General features: G+C 45.6%; 16 protein-coding genes. 8 read left to right on the top strand and 8 right to left on the bottom strand.

The genetic code is table 11. The features are described from left to right. Positions 1–42: 42 nt before the first annotated feature. The 4 genes from hslV to JHD44_RS06715 are packed head-to-tail and all read left to right on the top strand — an operon-like array spanning position 43 to position 2,982. A complete protein-coding gene (hslV, locus tag JHD44_RS06730; protein ID WP_133560959.1) occupies positions 43–594 on the top strand; it encodes an ATP-dependent protease subunit HslV in 552 nt (183 codons plus the stop codon). A 19-nt stretch (positions 595–613) separates the two neighbouring features. Continuing rightward, complete coding sequence (gene hslU, locus JHD44_RS06725; RefSeq protein WP_199461999.1) at positions 614–1,936, top strand: HslU--HslV peptidase ATPase subunit; 1,323 nt, start codon at positions 614–616, stop codon at positions 1,934–1,936. 28 nt (positions 1,937–1,964) lie between these two features. Beyond that, on the top strand, positions 1,965–2,345 hold the full coding sequence (locus JHD44_RS06720; protein WP_133560963.1) for a gamma-butyrobetaine hydroxylase-like domain-containing protein: 381 nt from the start codon (positions 1,965–1,967) through the stop codon (positions 2,343–2,345). A 19-nt stretch (positions 2,346–2,364) separates the two neighbouring features. After that, entirely contained in the window at positions 2,365–2,982 is a 618-nt protein-coding gene (locus JHD44_RS06715; protein ID WP_199461998.1) for a ubiquinone biosynthesis accessory factor UbiJ, read from the top strand. 15 nt (positions 2,983–2,997) lie between these two features. Here JHD44_RS06715 and JHD44_RS06710 read toward each other — a convergent pair whose 3' ends face one another. After that, entirely contained in the window at positions 2,998–5,508 is a 2,511-nt protein-coding gene (locus tag JHD44_RS06710; RefSeq protein WP_199461997.1) for a putative bifunctional diguanylate cyclase/phosphodiesterase, read from the bottom strand. A 142-nt stretch (positions 5,509–5,650) separates the two neighbouring features. Between JHD44_RS06710 and JHD44_RS06705 the strand changes: the two genes are divergently transcribed. Further along, positions 5,651–6,454, top strand: a complete 804-nt coding sequence (locus JHD44_RS06705; protein ID WP_199461996.1) for a substrate-binding periplasmic protein — start codon at positions 5,651–5,653, stop codon at positions 6,452–6,454. 98 nt (positions 6,455–6,552) lie between these two features. Here the strand turns inward: JHD44_RS06705 and argS are convergent, their stop codons facing one another. Then, positions 6,553–8,286: an arginine--tRNA ligase gene (gene argS / locus JHD44_RS06700; RefSeq protein WP_199461995.1), complete on the bottom strand. Its 1,734-nt coding sequence runs from the start codon at positions 8,284–8,286 to the stop codon at positions 6,553–6,555. A 236-nt stretch (positions 8,287–8,522) separates the two neighbouring features. Continuing rightward, positions 8,523–10,028 (bottom strand): threonine ammonia-lyase, biosynthetic, encoded by a 1,506-nt coding sequence (gene ilvA, locus JHD44_RS06695; protein WP_133560973.1) that lies wholly within the window; start codon positions 10,026–10,028, stop codon positions 8,523–8,525. 252 nt (positions 10,029–10,280) lie between these two features. Here ilvA and rpiA point away from each other — a divergent pair, with 252 nt between their 5' ends. Continuing rightward, positions 10,281–10,952: a ribose-5-phosphate isomerase RpiA gene (rpiA, locus tag JHD44_RS06690; protein ID WP_199461994.1), complete on the top strand. Its 672-nt coding sequence runs from the start codon at positions 10,281–10,283 to the stop codon at positions 10,950–10,952. A 95-nt stretch (positions 10,953–11,047) separates the two neighbouring features. On the opposite strand, the gene JHD44_RS06685 is transcribed toward rpiA, so the two are convergent. Then, positions 11,048–12,007 (bottom strand): zinc transporter ZntB, encoded by a 960-nt coding sequence (locus JHD44_RS06685; protein ID WP_199461993.1) that lies wholly within the window; start codon positions 12,005–12,007, stop codon positions 11,048–11,050. Positions 12,008–12,132: 125 nt separating this feature from the next. Here JHD44_RS06685 and JHD44_RS06680 point away from each other — a divergent pair, with 125 nt between their 5' ends. Further along, the gene (locus JHD44_RS06680; RefSeq protein ID WP_199461992.1) at positions 12,133–13,092 is read left to right on the top strand and encodes a class 1 fructose-bisphosphatase; all 960 of its coding nucleotides are present in this window, start codon (positions 12,133–12,135) and stop codon (positions 13,090–13,092) included. 77 nt (positions 13,093–13,169) lie between these two features. On the opposite strand, the gene JHD44_RS06675 is transcribed toward JHD44_RS06680, so the two are convergent. The 4 genes from JHD44_RS06675 to JHD44_RS06660 all read right to left on the bottom strand — a co-directional run bounded on the left by JHD44_RS06675 (position 13,170) and on the right by JHD44_RS06660 (position 16,177). Further along, positions 13,170–13,487, bottom strand: a complete 318-nt coding sequence (locus tag JHD44_RS06675) for a hypothetical protein (protein ID WP_199461991.1) — start codon at positions 13,485–13,487, stop codon at positions 13,170–13,172. 78 nt (positions 13,488–13,565) lie between these two features. After that, complete coding sequence (locus JHD44_RS06670; RefSeq protein ID WP_199461990.1) at positions 13,566–14,825, bottom strand: hypothetical protein; 1,260 nt, start codon at positions 14,823–14,825, stop codon at positions 13,566–13,568. After that, positions 14,803–15,264 (bottom strand): hypothetical protein, encoded by a 462-nt coding sequence (locus JHD44_RS06665; protein ID WP_199461989.1) that lies wholly within the window; start codon positions 15,262–15,264, stop codon positions 14,803–14,805. The genes JHD44_RS06670 and JHD44_RS06665 overlap by 23 nt, the downstream gene beginning before the upstream one ends. After that, a complete protein-coding gene (locus tag JHD44_RS06660; RefSeq protein ID WP_199461988.1) occupies positions 15,257–16,177 on the bottom strand; it encodes a glycosyltransferase family 2 protein in 921 nt (306 codons plus the stop codon). The genes JHD44_RS06665 and JHD44_RS06660 overlap by 8 nt, the downstream gene beginning before the upstream one ends. Before the next feature lie 299 nt (positions 16,178–16,476). Here JHD44_RS06660 and JHD44_RS06655 point away from each other — a divergent pair, with 299 nt between their 5' ends. Further along, positions 16,477–17,475: a branched-chain amino acid aminotransferase gene (locus JHD44_RS06655; protein ID WP_199461987.1), complete on the top strand. Its 999-nt coding sequence runs from the start codon at positions 16,477–16,479 to the stop codon at positions 17,473–17,475. The last annotated feature ends 84 nt before the right edge of the window (positions 17,476–17,559 follow it).

Here is a 17,559-nt window from a genome sequence, read left to right as displayed (position 1 = left end):
CCTTACCCCCATTTTGATAAGTAATCGAATGTGGAGTAAATCATGACTACGATTCTAACCGTACGCAAAGACAACCAAGTCGTCGTGGGTGGCGATGGACAAGTTTCCCTAGGCAACACTGTAATGAAGGGCAACGCCCGCAAAGTTCGCCGCTTATACCGTGGTGAAGTGATCGCGGGATTCGCAGGCGGCACGGCAGATGCATTCACGTTGTTCGAACGTTTTGAAGGTCAACTAGAAAAGCACCAAGGTCACTTGGTTCGCGCTGCCGTCGACTTGGCTAAAGACTGGCGATCAGACAAAGCATTACGCAAACTAGAAGCCATGCTGATCGTGGCCAACACAGAAAGCACCCTAATTATTACCGGTAATGGTGATGTGGTAGAGCCTCAACATGGCGCCCTTGCAATCGGTTCAGGCGGTAACTTCGCCGAAGCCGCAGCTCGTGCACTGCTCGATAATACAGAGCTAAGCGCCCAAGATATCGTTGAGAAGAGCCTCAATATCGCCGCCGACATTTGTGTCTTCACCAACCACAATTTAACGATCGAGACAATTAACATCGATCCTAAGCTTGAAGACCAATCTAAGTAACGAATTAAGAGATCAGACCATGAGTAATATGACACCTCGTGAAACAGTAAATGCCTTAGACCAACACATTGTTGGTCAGCAAAGTGCGAAGCGCGCCGTTGCCATTGCCCTGCGTAACCGCTGGCGACGTATGCAACTGCCAGACGACATGCGTGCCGAAGTCACACCTAAGAACATCCTAATGATCGGCCCAACGGGTGTAGGTAAAACAGAAATTGCCCGCCGTTTAGCCAAGCTGTCGAACGCACCATTTATTAAGATCGAAGCGACTAAATTCACAGAAGTAGGTTACGTTGGCCGTGATGTCGACTCGATTATCCGTGACTTGGTGGAAACCTCGATCAAAATGTTTCGCGAACAAGAAACGGAGCGCATGAAGCACAAAGCCGAAGATGCTGCAGAAGATCGCATTCTAGATGCCCTTTTGCCGCCAGCACGCGGTTTTGAAGAAGACTCAGCGTCCAACTCAACTCGTCAAACGTTCCGCAAGAAGCTGCGTGAAGGCCAACTGGACGATAAAGAAATCGATATCGAAGTCTCTGATGCCCCTATGGGCGTAGAAATCATGACACCTCCTGGTATGGAGGAAATGACCAGCCAATTGCAGAACCTATTCTCTAACATGGGTGGCGATCGTAAGAAAAAGCGCAAGCTAAAGGTGAAAGACGCACTGCGTCAGATTCGTGACGAAGAAGCGGCCAAACTGGTCAATGAAGAAGAGCTTAAAGCCCGCGCGGTAGAAGCGGTTGAACAACACGGCATCGTCTTCCTTGATGAGATCGATAAAGTAGCCAAAAGCTCTGAACGCTCTAGCGGAGAGGTCTCCCGTGAAGGGGTCCAACGTGACTTATTGCCATTGATTGAAGGTTGTACGGTCAACACCAAATACGGCATGATCAAAACCGACCATATCTTATTTATTGCCTCAGGTGCGTTCCATTTATCGAAGCCTTCTGACCTGATCCCTGAGTTACAAGGTCGTTTGCCGATTCGTGTAGAGCTAGACGCCCTCACCGTTGACGATTTTAAACGCATCTTGACTGAACCAAGCGCGTCTTTAACAAAACAGTATGTGGCACTGGCGAAAACTGAAAACATTGATTTAAACTTCACCGAAGAAGGCATCACTCGTATTGCTGAGATTGCTTGCCAAGTGAACGAACGCACAGAGAACATTGGTGCGCGTCGTCTGCACACGGTACTAGAGCGTCTCTTGGAAGAAGTTTCCTACTCAGCGAGCGATATGCCAGAAGGCCAAACCGTAGACATCACTGCTGACTACGTGAACCAACAGCTTGGTGAAGTGGCTGAAAACGAAGACTTAAGCCAATACATCCTGTAATGGCCGCGATTTAAGAAGAGTACACATCATGGCAACGCCAACGAAAATTCACTACCACAAGCAATCCCGTGAACTGGAGTTGGCTTTTGCCGATGGTGCAAGCTATCGCCTTAGCGCGGAATACCTTCGTGTTCACTCCCCTTCCGCCGAAGTGCGTGGACACGGCATGCAGATGCCGATACTGCAATACGGCAAGAAAGATGTGGCCATTATGAACATTGAAGCGGCGGGCAACTATGCTTTAAAAATCAGCTTTGATGATGGTCATGACACGGGCCTATATGCTTGGGATTACCTCTACAATCTCGGTAAAAATCATGATGAGCTTTGGCAAATGTACCTAGATCGACTAGCCAAAGAAGGTCGCACCCGCGAAACCTCTGCCATTCAAATTCATCAAGTACACTAATAAACATAGGCTTAACGTTATGACCATCAGTCTCGTCGCCCTGGCATCCATTGAACGTGCGGTAAACTATGCCCTTAAGCAAGATCCACCGTCACAACGCCATCTAGCTAAGTTAGCTGGCCAGCAGATATTCCTGGAAGTCGAAGACTTTAACCTGATTCTGCAAGTTCATGTATTGGAAGAAGGCATCATGCTGGATCGCCCAGAAAGCATGGACGAGATAGAACTGGATGCTAAGCTCGATACCCATGTCAAAGGCCCAAGCAGTGCTTATCGCAAGCTTTTGGAAGGTGATGGTTTCTTTGATGGCGACTTACGCATTCGCGGTAACGCACAAGCTCTGATGACGCTTCATAAAGTCATGCAAGGTTTTGAATTCGACTGGGAAGGCATCTTAGCCGATAAAGTCGGTGACCTACCTGCAGCGACATTTGCCCGTCTCGTTCGAACTCAATGGAGCGTAACTAAAGAACTGACCACCAATGCCCGCATTCATTTAGTCAATTATTTACAATCCAACAGTGAGTTGCTGCCCAGCAAAATCGAGTTCGACCACTTTGTCGATGAAACTGAGCGTTTGGGTATGCAATTGGACCGCTTTGAAGCTAAGTTGAAGTTGGCTGAGAAAAGGCGCTAACAGGGCTCGTTCACTTTAAGCTTTCACATCTTCAGCGTTAAGTGTCTGCTTGCGCTGTTCTAACCATACTTCTAAATCAGCGGCGGGCATGGGGCGCGCAAAACCATAGCCTTGTAAATAGTCACAACCATGCTCAGCCAAATACTGAGCTTGGTACTCTATCTCAACCCCTTCGGCGATCACTTCCATGTTAAGCCCTTTGGCCATGGCGATGGTGGCGCTGACTATGCATTCATCAGACTCGATATCACCAATACCGCGTACAAACGACTGATCAATCTTCAGGTAGTTGGCCTCTAACTCTTTTAGATAACTCAACGAACAATAGCCCGTGCCAAAGTCATCAATGGCAATGCTGATATTATTGGCTCTCAGCATAGCAAGATTGCGAGCCAGTTGCGCAGAGCGGACCATTAACGTTGTTTCAGTAAACTCAATCGCAATTACCTCACTAGGTACGTTGTAGTGTTTCAACGCATTGAGTAACTCATAGGCAACTTCCGAATTCGACAGTTGTACCGCAGAAATGTTGATCGACACTTTCCCAACCTCAATATTACGTGCTCGCCAATCAGCCACTTGGCTTAAGGTACGATCAATAATCCAACGCCCCAGCTCAATGATTTGACCACTGTCTTCCGCAATAGGAATAAAGACTGCAGGGGAGATCCACTCACCCAAACGACGCCAGCGAATCAGTACCTCGACTCCAACGACTTGATTGGTTCGTGCATGCACTTGTGGTTGAAAGAACAGACTGAGCTGATCATCTTGAGACATGGCTTCCTCAAGGTGTCGCTGGGTAGCCACTCGACGCTGCATGCTTTCATCCATTGAGTCGTCGAAGAAGCGATAGGTATTTTTACCGGAGTGCTTGGCCCGATACATAGCTAAGTCAGCTTGACGTAATAACGATGAGCTATCGATGTCTGCGACATCGCTCATTGCCACCCCAACACTACAACTGACCGAAAAGGTCGTGTCTTGGTACTCAAAAGGCTGGGCTAATGCATCCACGATGGCTTGAGCTAAATGATGAATATGAGACGCTTGCTGTGCTGGATGCAGGAATAAAGCAAATTCATCGCCACCAAGGCGTGATAACAACGCCTCATCCGGTGCGACGCGTTCAAGCTTTTTAGCAACCCGTTTAAGCAGTACATCCCCTGCTTCATGGCCTAAGGTATCGTTGATTTCTTTGAAACGATCAAGGTCTATAAACAGTAAGGCAATGCTACCGTAATGTCGCTGCGACACACACTCGTCCAAACATTGCTCAAAATACCGCCTATTAGACAGCCCTGTTAAGTCATCATGTTGTGCCATATACAAGACTTGCTGCTCAGCTTCTTTTCGAACCGTAATATCTTCATGCACAGCAACGAAGTATTCCACCCTACCTTTGCTGTCTAAGATTGGCGTAATAGTCTGCTCAACGGTGACGAACTGGCCATCTTTATGTCGATTAATCAGCTCATTTCGCCAACTACTACCATTTGAAATCGTCTCCCAGAGCTCTTGAAAAAAGGGCCGCTCATGAACCCCTGAGTTTAAAATACGTGGAGTTTTGCCCCGCACTTGTTTCAGACTATAGCCTGTGAGTGTTGTGAATGCTTCGTTCACCCACTCTATACGACCTTTTGGATCAGTAATAAAAATGGCATTGGCCGCACTTCGAACCGCCATACTGAGCAAGTGATTACTGCCTTGGACTTTGTCTCTTTTATGCTTAAAGACAAGGTACATAATCAGCATCAATACAATCACAATTGCTAACACTGTAAAAATACTTCTAACAAGCTGAGCATCGTTGCGCCAATTTGCCAACGCATCGTTGTTATAAGATCTTAAAGAAATCACTAAAGGGTAGAATGAGGTGGCGCGATAACTGTCTAAATACTCACCTTGACGGTTTTCTTCTCGAATATTTCCCCATGAACGATCTATCATCAGTTCTTTTCGCTCATGGTCGAGCATGTCTTTCCCTTCTCCTAGAACTTTCTCACCTGAAAACAAATAAAGAGAGACTTCTCTGCGACTGGTCGAAACTGATTGAAATAAACTCTGGAAGTAATGGGTATTTAATGACCCGATGACAAAGCCAGATAGCTTTCCTTGAGAATAGTACGGCAGACAAATAGGCCAATACTCTAAGTCAGCGGCTCTAATAGAATCTCCCCAATACCGACCAAAATGAATAGGCAGGAATAAAATATCGGCATTCGATATTCGCTGTGCACATTCCGGAGCGGCTTGCAGGGGTACGACATTAATATTTCGCAACTGAGGTAACCCTCTCAGCAAGCGATTAGACAATGATTTTGTGGATACCCCATTCCCCTCTGTAATGTCCAAAGCAATCGTCTGTAAAGCTCCCACTGCTGCTTGCAAGGAACGTATGACAGAGTCCTCAATGGCGTAGGCCAACGAGGCATTTGTAACAGCTTGCTCCTCTAGTGCGCGTTGATATCCTCTGCCAAGAATATTTTGCAAACTGATCGTCATCACCAGCAGGATTATAATCATGCTCGCCACAATGACGGATTGCCGCTGAATAAAATTAGTCAGTATTTTGAGCAATGTTCTTAACCTAGATCAGCACCTGATGGATGAAATGTTTGCATAATAAGCATAGCTTATCGTTTTAATGTACTCGAGGTGTTGATTTATGTCGCTAAGACAGGGTTCTATAGCGCTCTTTTTTGCAGTTTTATCTACGCTCTTAAATGTTGCATGGGGGCAAGATGGTAAAGTTCTCAATAATGTAAAAGAACGCGGGGCCGTAAACGTTTGTATATGGCCTGATTATTTTTCTATTACATATTTGAGTCCTCGTACACAGCAACTCGAAGGCATTGATATCGATCTCAGTCACGCACTAGCTGACGACTTAGGCGTACAAGTCAACTACGTCAAAACACATTTCGGCCGTTTCATGGACGACCTGGAGGCAGGCCAATGTGATGTTGCTATGTTTGGGGTAGGTAACACAGCAGCTCGCCAGAAGCGCATCAATTTCACTCAACCTTACCTCGCCAGTAATATGTACGCCGTCACCACCAAACAGCACCCATTTATTAAAAATTGGAATGACATAGACCAACGTGGTGTGATCGTCTGCGTTCAAAAAGGCACCTACATGGAAAATGCCATGCGTAAAAATTTAAAACATGCCAGTTTGGTCACTGTCCTAAGGCCAAACGAGCGCGAAGTGGAGGTGCTTTCTGGCCGTGCAGATGTGTTTATTACAGACTACCCGTACGGTCAAAAAATGATCAACATCTATGATTGGGCAGAGTTATTACCTCCCCCAGGGCAAACAGAGCAATTCCAATATGCCTATGCCGTGGCCAAAGGGGACGATCAATGGCTACAACGTATGGATCAGTTCGTTAGCAAGATAAAACAAGACGGTCGCCTCGCCAAAGCAGCGGAACGCTATAACCTAACACCGATTATGATCTCAAAGTAGTCGAATGATAGCCTGACCGTTTCTAGAAACGAAAAAGCCCGAACATATCACCATGTTCGGGCTTTTTAATGTCTTTAAGCCATTAAGCGTTAAAGCGCTTACATACGCTCTAGAGTTTCAATACCTAGTAGCTCTAGACCTTGCTTCAACGTTGCCGCAGTACTTAGGGCAAGCTGTAGACGGCTTTCTTTCAACGCGTCTTCTGCGTTCAAGATTGGGCAGGCTTCGTAGAAGCTCATAAAGATACCCGCAAGCTCGTACAAGTAAGCACACATAAAGTGTGGCATACCGTCGTTGATCACCTGCTGGATCGCCTCTTCGAATTGGCAAAGCTTCACAGCCAAGGCACGCTCTTGGTCTTCTACTACTGTGATCGGAGCATTCAACGCAGATACGTCCATTTCTGAACGACGCACGATGCTCGCAACACGAGAGTATGCGTACAACAAGTAAGGCGCTGTGTTGCCTTCAAAGCTTAGCATGTTGTCCCAGTTGAACACGTAATCAGAGGTACGGTTCTTAGATAAGTCAGCGTACTTAACCGATGCGATACCAACAACACGGCCGATATTGCGCTGCTCTTCTTCTGGCATATCTGGGTTCTTCGACGCTACTAGCTGGAACGCACGTTCTTGTGCTTCTTCAAGCAACGCAGAAAGTTTCGCCACACCACCAGAGCGTGTCTTAAATGGCTTACCATCACTGCCCATTACCGTACCAAACGGCATGTGCTCAAGGCTGATACTTGGCTGAGCAAAGCCTGCTTTGCGCGATAGCGTGAAGATCTGTTGGAAATGCAAAGATTGGCGAGCATCTACAAAGTACAGCGCACGATCTGCATTCAACACTTTCTGACGGTAGCGAACAGCGGCTAAATCAGTGGTAGCGTAAAGGAAACCACCGCCGGTTTTCTGAACGATGATCGGCGTGATGTCACCTTCTTTATTGGCAAACTCTTCTAAGAAAACACACTTCGCACCTTGGTCTTCTTTGATCAATCCCTGTGCTTCTAGATCGTTGATTACGTTCTGCAAATCGCTGTTGTAAGCGCTTTCTGGCATCACGTCTTTACGCTCAAGTGAAACACCCAACATGCGGTAAGTTTCTTCACAATGCTCAAGAGAGATATTGATGAACTCTTGCCACAGTGCCATGCATTGCTCGTCACCAGACTGAAGTTCCACGACCAGTTCACGAGCACGTGCCGCAAAGGCTTCGTCGTCATCAAAGCACTTTTTCGCTTCGCGGTAGAAAGACTCAAGATCCGACAGTGCCATGCTGATTTCAGAGTTTTCCGCACGTAGACGCTCCATGTAGGCCAACAGCATACCAAACTGAGTACCCCAGTCGCCGACGTGGTTCTGGCGCACAACGTTGTGGCCCATAAACTCAAGGGTGCGTACCACTGCATCACCAATAACGGTAGAACGTAGGTGACCAACGTGCATCTCTTTTGCTAAGTTCGGTGCCGAGTAATCCACCACCACGGTTTGTGGTGCTTCTACCGTCGCAACATCTAGACGTTCACTGTGACGAAGATCCGCTAACGCTGAACCTAACCATTCGTTTTTCAAGAAGATATTGATGAAACCTGGGCCTGCGATTTCGACTTTATCTGCCACATCGGAAAGATCCAATTGCTCCAACACTTTGGTTGCGAACTCACGAGGATTGGTGCCGATTTTCTTTGCCGCGCCCATGATGCCATTGGCTTGGTAGTCACCAAATTGAACTTTTGCAGATTGACGAACGAGAGCCGGAGCATCGTCCGCCGCACCCGATGCGACCATAGCCGCTTGAATACGTTGATTAAGAAGCGTTTGAATATTCACAAGAAACCCATTTTAAAATACAGAACCCTCTGCTGAAGCAGTCGTTCACTCAAGGTCTAAAGAGGAAAGTCGTCAACCAATCACCGCCCGAACGGGCGGGTCGCCCATCCATGGGCTTAATGCTTGTGATCAGCCGACAACTTTCTAAAAGCTTTAGCTTAAGCGACAAACCTACCTTCACCAGAGGGTTGCCATGTCATTTGAAGTTGGCGCTATGATAACCGATTTTCGACTATTTAGCGAAAGAACAGCTTACAAGCTGGGTTATCATTTTCATCTTGGTAAGGGTAGCCTAGCTCATCTAAATAACGCGTCACATCGGTCTCTTCGCCAACCGCCTGCAACCCCACCAACACTCGACCGTAAGCATCACCGTGGTTACGGTAATGGAACATGGAAATATTCCACTGACCGCCCAAGGTGTTAAGGAATTTCAGCAACGCACCAGGGCGCTCTGGGAATTCAAAGCTGTACAGCAGCTCGCCTTTCTCACTGCGTAAGTGACCGCCAATCATATGACGTACGTGAACCTTCGCTGTTTCGTCATCGGTTAAATCAACGATTTCGTAATCTTTCAGATCATGTAGCAGCTCTTCACGACTGTTTGGACTGCCGCCCAGCGCGACACCGACGAAAATCACCGCTTGCTTGTCATTGCTGTAGCGGTAGTTGAACTCGGTGATTGAACGACCCACCAGCGCCTGACAGAAATCTTTAAAGCTACCAGGCGCTTCTGGGATTTTCACAGCGATGATGGCTTCGCGTTTTTCACCTAATTCGGCACGCTCAGAAACATGGCGTAGACGGTCGAAGTTAACGTTCGCACCAGAGTTGATCGCTACCAAACGCTGACCTTTAGCGCCTTCACGCTCAATGTACTTTTTCAGTCCCGCTAGCGCACAAGCACCGGCTGGTTCAGTGATAGCACGGGTATCGTCGTAGATATCTTTGATCGCGGCACACATTTCGTCAGTGTTCACAGTAATGACTTCGTCAACGCACTCTTTGGCAATTTCAAAGGTGTTTTTACCGATTTCAGCCACCGCGACACCTTCTGCGAAGATACCCACTTGAGCAAGACGTGTTGGTTTGCCTGTGTCTAATGCGACTTTTAAACACGCGGCATCAGTTGGCTCCACACCAATGACTTTAATCTCAGGGCGTAGGTATTTGATGTAAGCAGCAACGCCAGCGATTAGACCACCACCGCCCACGGGGATGAACACCGCATCGATGTCACCTTCGATTTGGCGCAATAGTTCCATACCGATCGTGCCTTGACCGGCGATCGTATCGAGGTCGTCGAACGGGTGTACATAGACTTGACCAGTTTGCGCCATGATTTCTTGGGATTTTGCAAACGCTGCATCAAAGGCATCGCCCGCTAACACCACTTCGGCGCCACGGGCACGCACTGCATTGACTTTTACATCAGGGGTCGTTTCTGGCATCACGATGGTGGCCTTGATGCCTAGCTTTTTCGCAGCAAGGGCAAGGCCTTGCGCATGGTTACCTGCTGACGCAGCAATCACGCCTTTGGCACGGTCTTCTTCAGAAAGCTGAATAATTTTATTGTATGCACCACGAATCTTAAACGAGAATACTGGCTGTAGGTCTTCTCGCTTCAAAATAATATCGTTGCCAGTGCGTTCAGACAGTTGCGTAGCACGGGAAACGGGGGTTTCTACCGCGACGTCATAAACCGGCGCTTGTAGAATCTTTTTGATGATTGTGTGAGGCATATACATTCCTGCTTTTTCTCCAAAGCACGCCTAGAATCGGCGTTTGCGGGGGTAACTCTGCTAATAAATGAACACGCAATATACTCTTTCCCATCATTATGAGCAAAGGCTTGGGCGGGATTTGATGCCATTTCGGTTGAAGTCAGCAACTTCATCCCAGAGGGGTAACAATAAAGAGGTTAACTGACTATAATGTGCCCACCCTTTTGGGCAACACCATTACTCACACTCTAAGTCACAGGTTTACCCAGCATGACGCAAGACGAATTAAAAAAAGCAGTCGCTGAAGCCGCAGTTGAATATATTCTTCCTCTTCTTGAAGAAGACACTATTGTCGGCGTAGGTACCGGTTCAACAGCGAACATGTTCATTGATGAATTGGCAAAGCACAAACAACTATTTGATGGCACGGTAGCGAGCTCTGAAGCTTCTGCAGAACGTCTAAAAGGTCACGGCATTCCTGTGTATGACCTAAACGCTGTGGACTCGATCCGTGTGTATGTAGATGGTGCGGATGAATCAAACGACCACCTTCACCTAATCAAAGGTGGCGGTGCGGCACTCACACGCGAGAAGATCGTGGCAGCCGTATCAGAAGAATTCGTGTGTATTGCAGACGAATCAAAATTGGTGAAAGTGCTAGGCGATTTCCCTCTACCAGTAGAAGTTATCCCAATGGCGCGTAGCTATGTGGCTCGTGAACTAGTGAAACTTGGCGGTGACCCAGTGTACCGTGAAGGCGTAGTAACCGATAACGGCAACCACATCCTTGACGTTTACAACCTAGAAATCTTGGACGCAGTGAAGCTGGAAAGCCAAATCAACGAAATCGTTGGCGTGGTCACAAACGGTCTATTCGCTGCACGCCCAGCAAACGTTCTATTGCTAGGTACTCAGTCTGGTGTGAAAACACTTAAGGCTTAAGAAGATAGGGCCCAGTCTTATTTTTCAGTGACTCCTAGCACTTGAAAAATAATGACTGGGCTCTAGCTATCTAAATCACAAGCCGAACTAAAGCACTAGAACCAGCGACTCTTGCGCATTAGAACGTATTGGCCAATCCCCATAAATACCAGCACGCCGACAAACAGCCAGAATGCTGCACCATTCTCCACGCCAGGCATACCACCGATATTGATACCAAATAAGCCAGTTAAGAAGCCCAACGGCATAAAGATACCAGACAGGATCGACAGCACGTACATGCGGGCGTTCATCTTCTCTGCTTGATGGTTGGCAAACTCTTCCTGCATCAGCAAGCAACGCTCGCGTAATGACTCCAAGGCTTCCACATAACGAGTAATATCGTTGGCAGCTTCTTGAATATCAGCCATCTGCTCTTTGGTTACCCAAGATTGAAGCTCTACCGCCAGACGGCTAATGGCTTCTTTTTGAGGCACTAAGAAACGACGCAAACGAACGGTTTGCAAGCGTCGATCTACTAGGATGGTACGTTGCTCAGGTAAAACCTGTTCGCTCATTTCTTCCTCAAGCTCACCCAATGTGTCTTCAAGACCATCGATAACCCCCGCCATGCGAGCGGTAAGAGTGTGCGTTAAGGTTGCAACAAGCTCGGCAATGTTTTCCGGGCCTTCACCTTTCTCGAGGTTATTTACTTGCTCTACAACGGACAGCAAACGGCGACGACGCGTTGAAATAATAAAATGTGGGGTGGCCCACAAACGCAAGGACACCATGTCTGAAGGATCTGAGTCTGGGTTTAAATTGACGCCACGCAGCGTGATCAGGACACCTTGTCCCATTTTAACCGTACGCGGACGTGTTTCATCGGCAAACAGTGCATCCACCACGGCTTCAGGGATATCCGCTATGTTATCCAGCCAGTCCCGACCGTCACCTTTTGAGCAGTCGATGTGTACCCAGTGGGCACCACTTTCAGGCAAAACAGTTGGCAATTGCGTTTCACGTGTTGCGCCACCTTGACCATCAAATTTTAAGTAGTGCAGTAAGTAATCCATAGTGTTCTCATCTCTTAATTCATTGAGTTGTGCCATCAACTCATATTTATTGGCATTGTAGGCTGACGTGGAACTAAGCGGGTGGCATAATTTCCCAAGACGAATAAATAAAAAGGACCCTTGCCATGCAAAGCTTATCTCAGTTCCTTGCGTCCGATGCCTCAAGCGCATCATTGCAGGAAGTACTGTTAGTCACAACCCAAACTTGTATCGAAATCTCAAGCGCACTGAAAAAAGGTTCGCTAGCCGGCATCCTCGGCATGGCTGGTAACGAGAACGTTCAAGGGGAAGAACAAAAGAAACTGGATGTGATCTCTAACAACATGCTTAAAAGTGCTTTGCTGGCCTCTCCTGCGGTACGTGCTATTGCGTCCGAAGAAGAGGACGACATCGTCCCTGCCAACACTGATGGCGAATATTTGATTGCCTTTGATCCACTAGATGGCTCTTCAAACATCGACATCAACTCAATGGTAGGAACCATTTTCTCCATCTACCATCAGGTAGGTAGTGAATCTGCAACGGAAGCAGACTTCCTACAACCAGGTAAAAACCAAGTCGCAGCAGGCTATGTGCTTTATGGCCCATCGACGATGTTGGTGTTCACCACTGGTAACGGTGTGAACATGTTTACTCTGGATGTGGAGAAAGGCGAATTTATTCTGACTCGTGAAAACGTAAAAGTGGACAACGAGACGCAAGAGTTCGCGATCAATATGTCTAATCAACGCTTCTGGTCAGAAGCGATGCAAAATTACGTGAATGACTTGGTTGCAGGCAAAGACGGCCCACGCGCTAAGAACTTCAATATGCGTTGGGTGGCGGCCATGGTGGGTGATGTTCACCGCATCCTTTGTCGTGGCGGTATCTTTATTTACCCTTGGGACAAGAAAGATCCAAATAAAGCTGGCAAATTGCGTTTGATGTACGAAGCTAACCCTATGGGTATGCTGCTTGAACAGGCTGGCGGTAAAGCATTCACCCATACGGATCGTATTTTGGACATTCAACCAGAAGGCATTCACCAACGCGTTGCAGTGGTCCTAGGTGCTGCAAACGAAGTGGATAAGTGTTTAAGTTATTAACACTGACTTTGGAATAGCAAAAGACCGACTAATTTAGTCGGTCTTTTTCGTTCTGAGCAATGAGCTTCAATATTGGATCAATCTGGGGCAGCACCGGATAGGAAGATCTGTACTTGCTGGTGTTTATCTCCCCATATATGAGATTTCACATCTTGTAAGAATTTCTGAGCTTCGTTTAAGGTCACAATGCCGCCCATTAGCTCGACACCAATCCCTTCTTGTGTGAAAAAGAAACGCCAGTTGTGGCCATCGACTTTTACTTCCCCTTCTCCATTAACATAAGACACTTGCTCAAAACGGTAATCCGTTGGCACAAAGCACGCCAGCTCTTGGCCCGCTTCACCGTAATTCATATCCGGAACATACCCTTGGCGATCGACTAATCCGAATTTCATACTGCGCTCCTGTTGTTGTTTTCTTCAGCATAGCTGCATCTACAACTTCTTGCAGTGTTAGTTCCATAAATTCAGATACTAAGTTGATCCAGGTTCTAGCTCTTGCACGTTCTCATATTCTTCCTTTAGGGTTCTAAATTGGAACAGAATTGCCATAATAAGTGATACTTCAAATATAAGCTGAACTCTGTATGTGGAAGAGTAAACAGTGGGAGAAAAGCCCATCATCATTACGCTTGCTATCCCCAAGGAAAGAACGATCAAAATTTGCACACCAAAACTCGTTAGTTGCCTCAATATCAATATTAAGCTGGACACTAGAACAAGTAAAAATGCGAAATACCAAACATACATTTTTCCACCGATGATAGCATCAGAGTTAATCTCTCCAATGTATTGAGCTTTTGCGAAAGATTGGCTTGAAAAGGGAAACTCCTGAGCATGCGCTAAGAAAAAGGCCATAAAGAAAACAAGAACAACCAGCGATATTTTTTCTGATACAGCATACCTATTTATAAAAAAATAACGCCCGCAGAGCATCCCTAGAAATATAAAAAGAGGCCAGTTATCAGGAAAAATAAAGCCTTGGTATAGCTTATCAAACCCCAATGCAAGCTGCTCTGGTAATCCAAAATCCAGATATTGAGGAAAAGCCCCCCAGTAAGATATAAGAAGTCTGTTAGCATTTCCCGGCGCCAGAAATAAAACTGCAGCATTTACGATAACAAAAAAAATCAACGCCAACTTAAACTTATCTTTATAAAAATTTGGAACGCATACACAAGCCAACAGGAATAAAACAACGACTTGTTCTTGATAAGCAAAAATAAATACCGAAAAAAAGCTAAAAACCATAGACATTCTAGATGGAGCTTTTTTTATCAATATTGAAAAGCAGTAAAGCCCAAGAGAAAGCGGTAGTAAATAATTATAAAAACCAGTTACCCAATAAGTGGATTCTGAAATAATTTCTACAGGACTTATCGCCATTAAAACCAGTATCAAAAGCACCGCAAATGCTTTTACTTCATTAAATATAATATTCGATATAGAAGTGGCCATTAGTAGCATTGTGAGAGGAATGAGTATTTTCCAAAATGCCGGATAATTGATAGTGCCCAGCATTAGAAACTCTATAGTGACTCGACCACTCCATTCGAAGTAGCGATTATAAAGCCAGTCTAGAATATTAAAATTCGTTTGGTTAGCAATCGCTAGAAATGTTGCATCATCACCCCAGTGCAATGTTTCAATTGAGTAAGAAACAATCAAAAGGTATAAAGCGATAAACAGAGAGGAGAAATACCTAACTTTATTACTTACATGTGTATTCAACATTTGCTTTCTTTCCGTAAGGGCCTCTCATGGTAAAGATAATATCTTTAGTGAAATCGTTTTCTTTAAGGATCCTCAAAGAGGAGTTAAAACCAATCTTATCAAACTCATCTTCAAGTTTTAGAAACTTACGAGCATCAACACGCTTAGTTCGAATCGTATTCAACTTATAAAAGCCGCCTGTTTTGCTTTTTACATACACCTCGTGTTTTATATAAGGCATATCTTCTAGGTATCCCCACCCAGAAACAGAAATAGTATGCCCATCATGTTCGATTGAACATGTATCAATCCAGTAATTAAGTTCATCATTTTTATCAACTAGCTCTATTTCATCCAATTTTTCTTGATCATTCCAAACAAAGAATATGAATACCACTAGCGCAACTGAGAGCAACAATAAAAACAAAAAAATGACGTTGATAGCTTTATTACTAAACATCCTTTCGATCTTCCTTTATCAGATAGCGAGGTCTACGCTTCGACTCCATGTAAACTCTTCCAATGTACTCACCTAAAACGCCAATACCAATGAGTTGAATCCCACCTAGAAAGAGAATCGAGACTAAAATTGATGGATATCCCGGAACACTATTCCCCCACACCAACTTATCAATAATCATCCAGCTACCATACAAAAATGCTACGCTGGCAATAGTAAATCCAAGGTAAGTCCAAATACGAAGAGGAAATGTCGAGAAGCTAGTAATCCCCTCTAAAGCCAAGTTCCATAGTTTCCAACCATTAAATTTACTTTCTCCTACAGAACGCTCAGGCCGTGTGTATTCAACAATTTCGGTCTTGCCACCAACCCATGAAAGCACTCCTTTCATAAATAAATTATGCTCACCAAGACGCTTTACATCTTCCACTGCTTTTCTGGACATTAAGCGGAAGTCACCAACATTTTCTTCAATTTTGACCTTACTAATCATATTGTGAAATCGATAAAACCATGTGGCTGTTTGGCGTTTTAGCCAACTGTCAGTTGAACGGTCAGCCCGCTTAGCTAATACAACATCTGCACCAGCTTGCCACTTCTCTATAAGAAGAGGGATCACTTCTATCGGATCTTGTAAGTCAACATCGATTGGTATGACAACATCTCCAGATACATGCTCTAACCCAGCCATTAAAGCAGCCTCTTTGCCAAAGTTACGAGTAAAGCTAATAACCTTTACACACGAGTCTTGCGCTGTAAGACCAAGCGCCACAAGCTCTGTATTGTCTTGACTGCCATCATCTATAAACACAATTTCAATTTCGTATTCCGTCAAATGATCTTTTACAGCACGATAAAAGACAGGGATAGCGTCTTCTTCATTAAAGACAGGGACAACTAATGAGACTTTCAAGTTTGCTCCTTACCTACTCGCTACAAGCCTTAATCACTTGTACAGCGAATTAATCCGTTTATACTTGCACTAAAATGACGCTACTTTGACATATTTCAAACAGCAATTCAGCGTACTTTGCAAAATCAATATGAATTATTAGCCCCAGAGGGGTTTTAAACAAAGAAACTCCCTTTCTTAAAGACCCATTCTGATTTAGTATTTTGCAATTAAGTCTTGGACATCCACTCTAATCGCCTGCCCAAACTTAATGTTAATGGCACACATCTTTTCGTAATTTCATTCAGTAGGAAATCATAATGGCGGCTTTTGGTAGCGTGTTTATGCCGAAAATGGCATTAGCAACATTCGAAAACAATCAATGGTCTGAGTCTCAGATCGTTGCTTCTGACAGCATCTCTCTTCACCCTGGTGCACACGTTTTGCACTACTCAAGCACTTGTTTTGAAGGCTTGAAAGCATTCCGTCACGAAGACGGCAGCGTGCACGTCTTTCGAATGGACCAAAACGTCGAACGTTTCGCACAAAGCAGCCGCTTGTTGTCACTTCCAGAAGTAAACAAAGCACAACTGACTCAGATGATTTCTGACATCGTTGCAGAATATGCAGCGGACGTACCAACGCCTCCAGGTTCTATGTACATCCGTCCTACACACATTGGTACTGAAGCAGCCGTAGGTAAAGCGGCAGCGCCTTCTGATTCATCTTTGATGTACGTTCTACTGTCTCCTGTAGGCGATTACTTTGCTGGTGGCGCACGCGCACTTCGTCTATTACTAGACGAAACGGGACAGCGTTGTGCACCACATATGGGTATGATCAAAAGTGGTGGTAACTATGCAAGCGCCCTAGCGCCTACGCTTGAGGCTAAAGAGAAATTCCAAGCCGATCAGGTGTTGTTCTGCCCGAACGGTTATATTACTGAAACAGGCGCTGCCAACTTCCTCATCGTTGATGGCAACGAAATCATTACTAAAGCCTTGGATTCAAGCTTCCTACACGGTGTAACACGTTCAAGCATTCTACAGATCGCTAAAGACCTAGGCATGACAGTATCTGAACGTGAAGTATCAGTAGAGGAGCTTCTAGAGCGTGCTAAGAAACCAGGCGTTGAAGCCATGCTTTCTGGTACAGCAGCCGTTCTGACTTCTGTTGGCACTTTGATCCACAACGGTGAAGACGTTCAGGTAGGCAATGGTGAGGTGGGGCCTATGGCGCAAAAACTTCGCCAAGCGCTGAATGATATTCAGTGGGGCAAAGCACCGGATACCCACGGTTGGTTGACCAAGATCGCTTAATTTTGATCATTATTCAATCTACAAGAAACCAGCGTCTGATTCAGCCGCTGGTTTTTTTGTTTGCACACAGTCTCCTTTTTCGTG

Source organism: Marinomonas ostreistagni, from assembly GCF_016461785.1.
GTDB classification, from domain to species: Bacteria; Pseudomonadota; Gammaproteobacteria; order Pseudomonadales; family Marinomonadaceae; genus Marinomonas; species Marinomonas ostreistagni_A.
This window is presented reverse-complemented; position numbering and strand designations above follow the sequence as displayed.

What these genes read in the sequence shown, in the direction of transcription:
- hslV (WP_133560959.1), top strand. Translation starts at nt 43, where the DNA reads ATGACTACGATTCTAACCGTACGCAAAGACAACCAAGTCGTCGTGGGT.
- hslU (WP_199461999.1), top strand. Translation starts at nt 614, where the DNA reads ATGAGTAATATGACACCTCGTGAAACAGTAAATGCCTTAGACCAACAC.
- JHD44_RS06720 (WP_133560963.1), top strand. Translation starts at nt 1,965, where the DNA reads ATGGCAACGCCAACGAAAATTCACTACCACAAGCAATCCCGTGAACTG.
- JHD44_RS06715 (WP_199461998.1), top strand. Translation starts at nt 2,365, where the DNA reads ATGACCATCAGTCTCGTCGCCCTGGCATCCATTGAACGTGCGGTAAAC.
- JHD44_RS06710 (WP_199461997.1), bottom strand. Translation starts at nt 5,508, where the DNA reads ATGATTATAATCCTGCTGGTGATGACGATCAGTTTGCAAAATATTCTT.
- JHD44_RS06705 (WP_199461996.1), top strand. Translation starts at nt 5,651, where the DNA reads ATGTCGCTAAGACAGGGTTCTATAGCGCTCTTTTTTGCAGTTTTATCT.
- ilvA (WP_133560973.1), bottom strand. Translation starts at nt 10,028, where the DNA reads ATGCCTCACACAATCATCAAAAAGATTCTACAAGCGCCGGTTTATGAC.
- rpiA (WP_199461994.1), top strand. Translation starts at nt 10,281, where the DNA reads ATGACGCAAGACGAATTAAAAAAAGCAGTCGCTGAAGCCGCAGTTGAA.
- JHD44_RS06685 (WP_199461993.1), bottom strand. Translation starts at nt 12,007, where the DNA reads ATGGATTACTTACTGCACTACTTAAAATTTGATGGTCAAGGTGGCGCA.
- JHD44_RS06680 (WP_199461992.1), top strand. Translation starts at nt 12,133, where the DNA reads ATGCAAAGCTTATCTCAGTTCCTTGCGTCCGATGCCTCAAGCGCATCA.
- JHD44_RS06675 (WP_199461991.1), bottom strand. Translation starts at nt 13,487, where the DNA reads ATGAAATTCGGATTAGTCGATCGCCAAGGGTATGTTCCGGATATGAAT.
- JHD44_RS06670 (WP_199461990.1), bottom strand. Translation starts at nt 14,825, where the DNA reads ATGTTGAATACACATGTAAGTAATAAAGTTAGGTATTTCTCCTCTCTG.
- JHD44_RS06665 (WP_199461989.1), bottom strand. Translation starts at nt 15,264, where the DNA reads ATGTTTAGTAATAAAGCTATCAACGTCATTTTTTTGTTTTTATTGTTG.
- JHD44_RS06655 (WP_199461987.1), top strand. Translation starts at nt 16,477, where the DNA reads ATGGCGGCTTTTGGTAGCGTGTTTATGCCGAAAATGGCATTAGCAACA.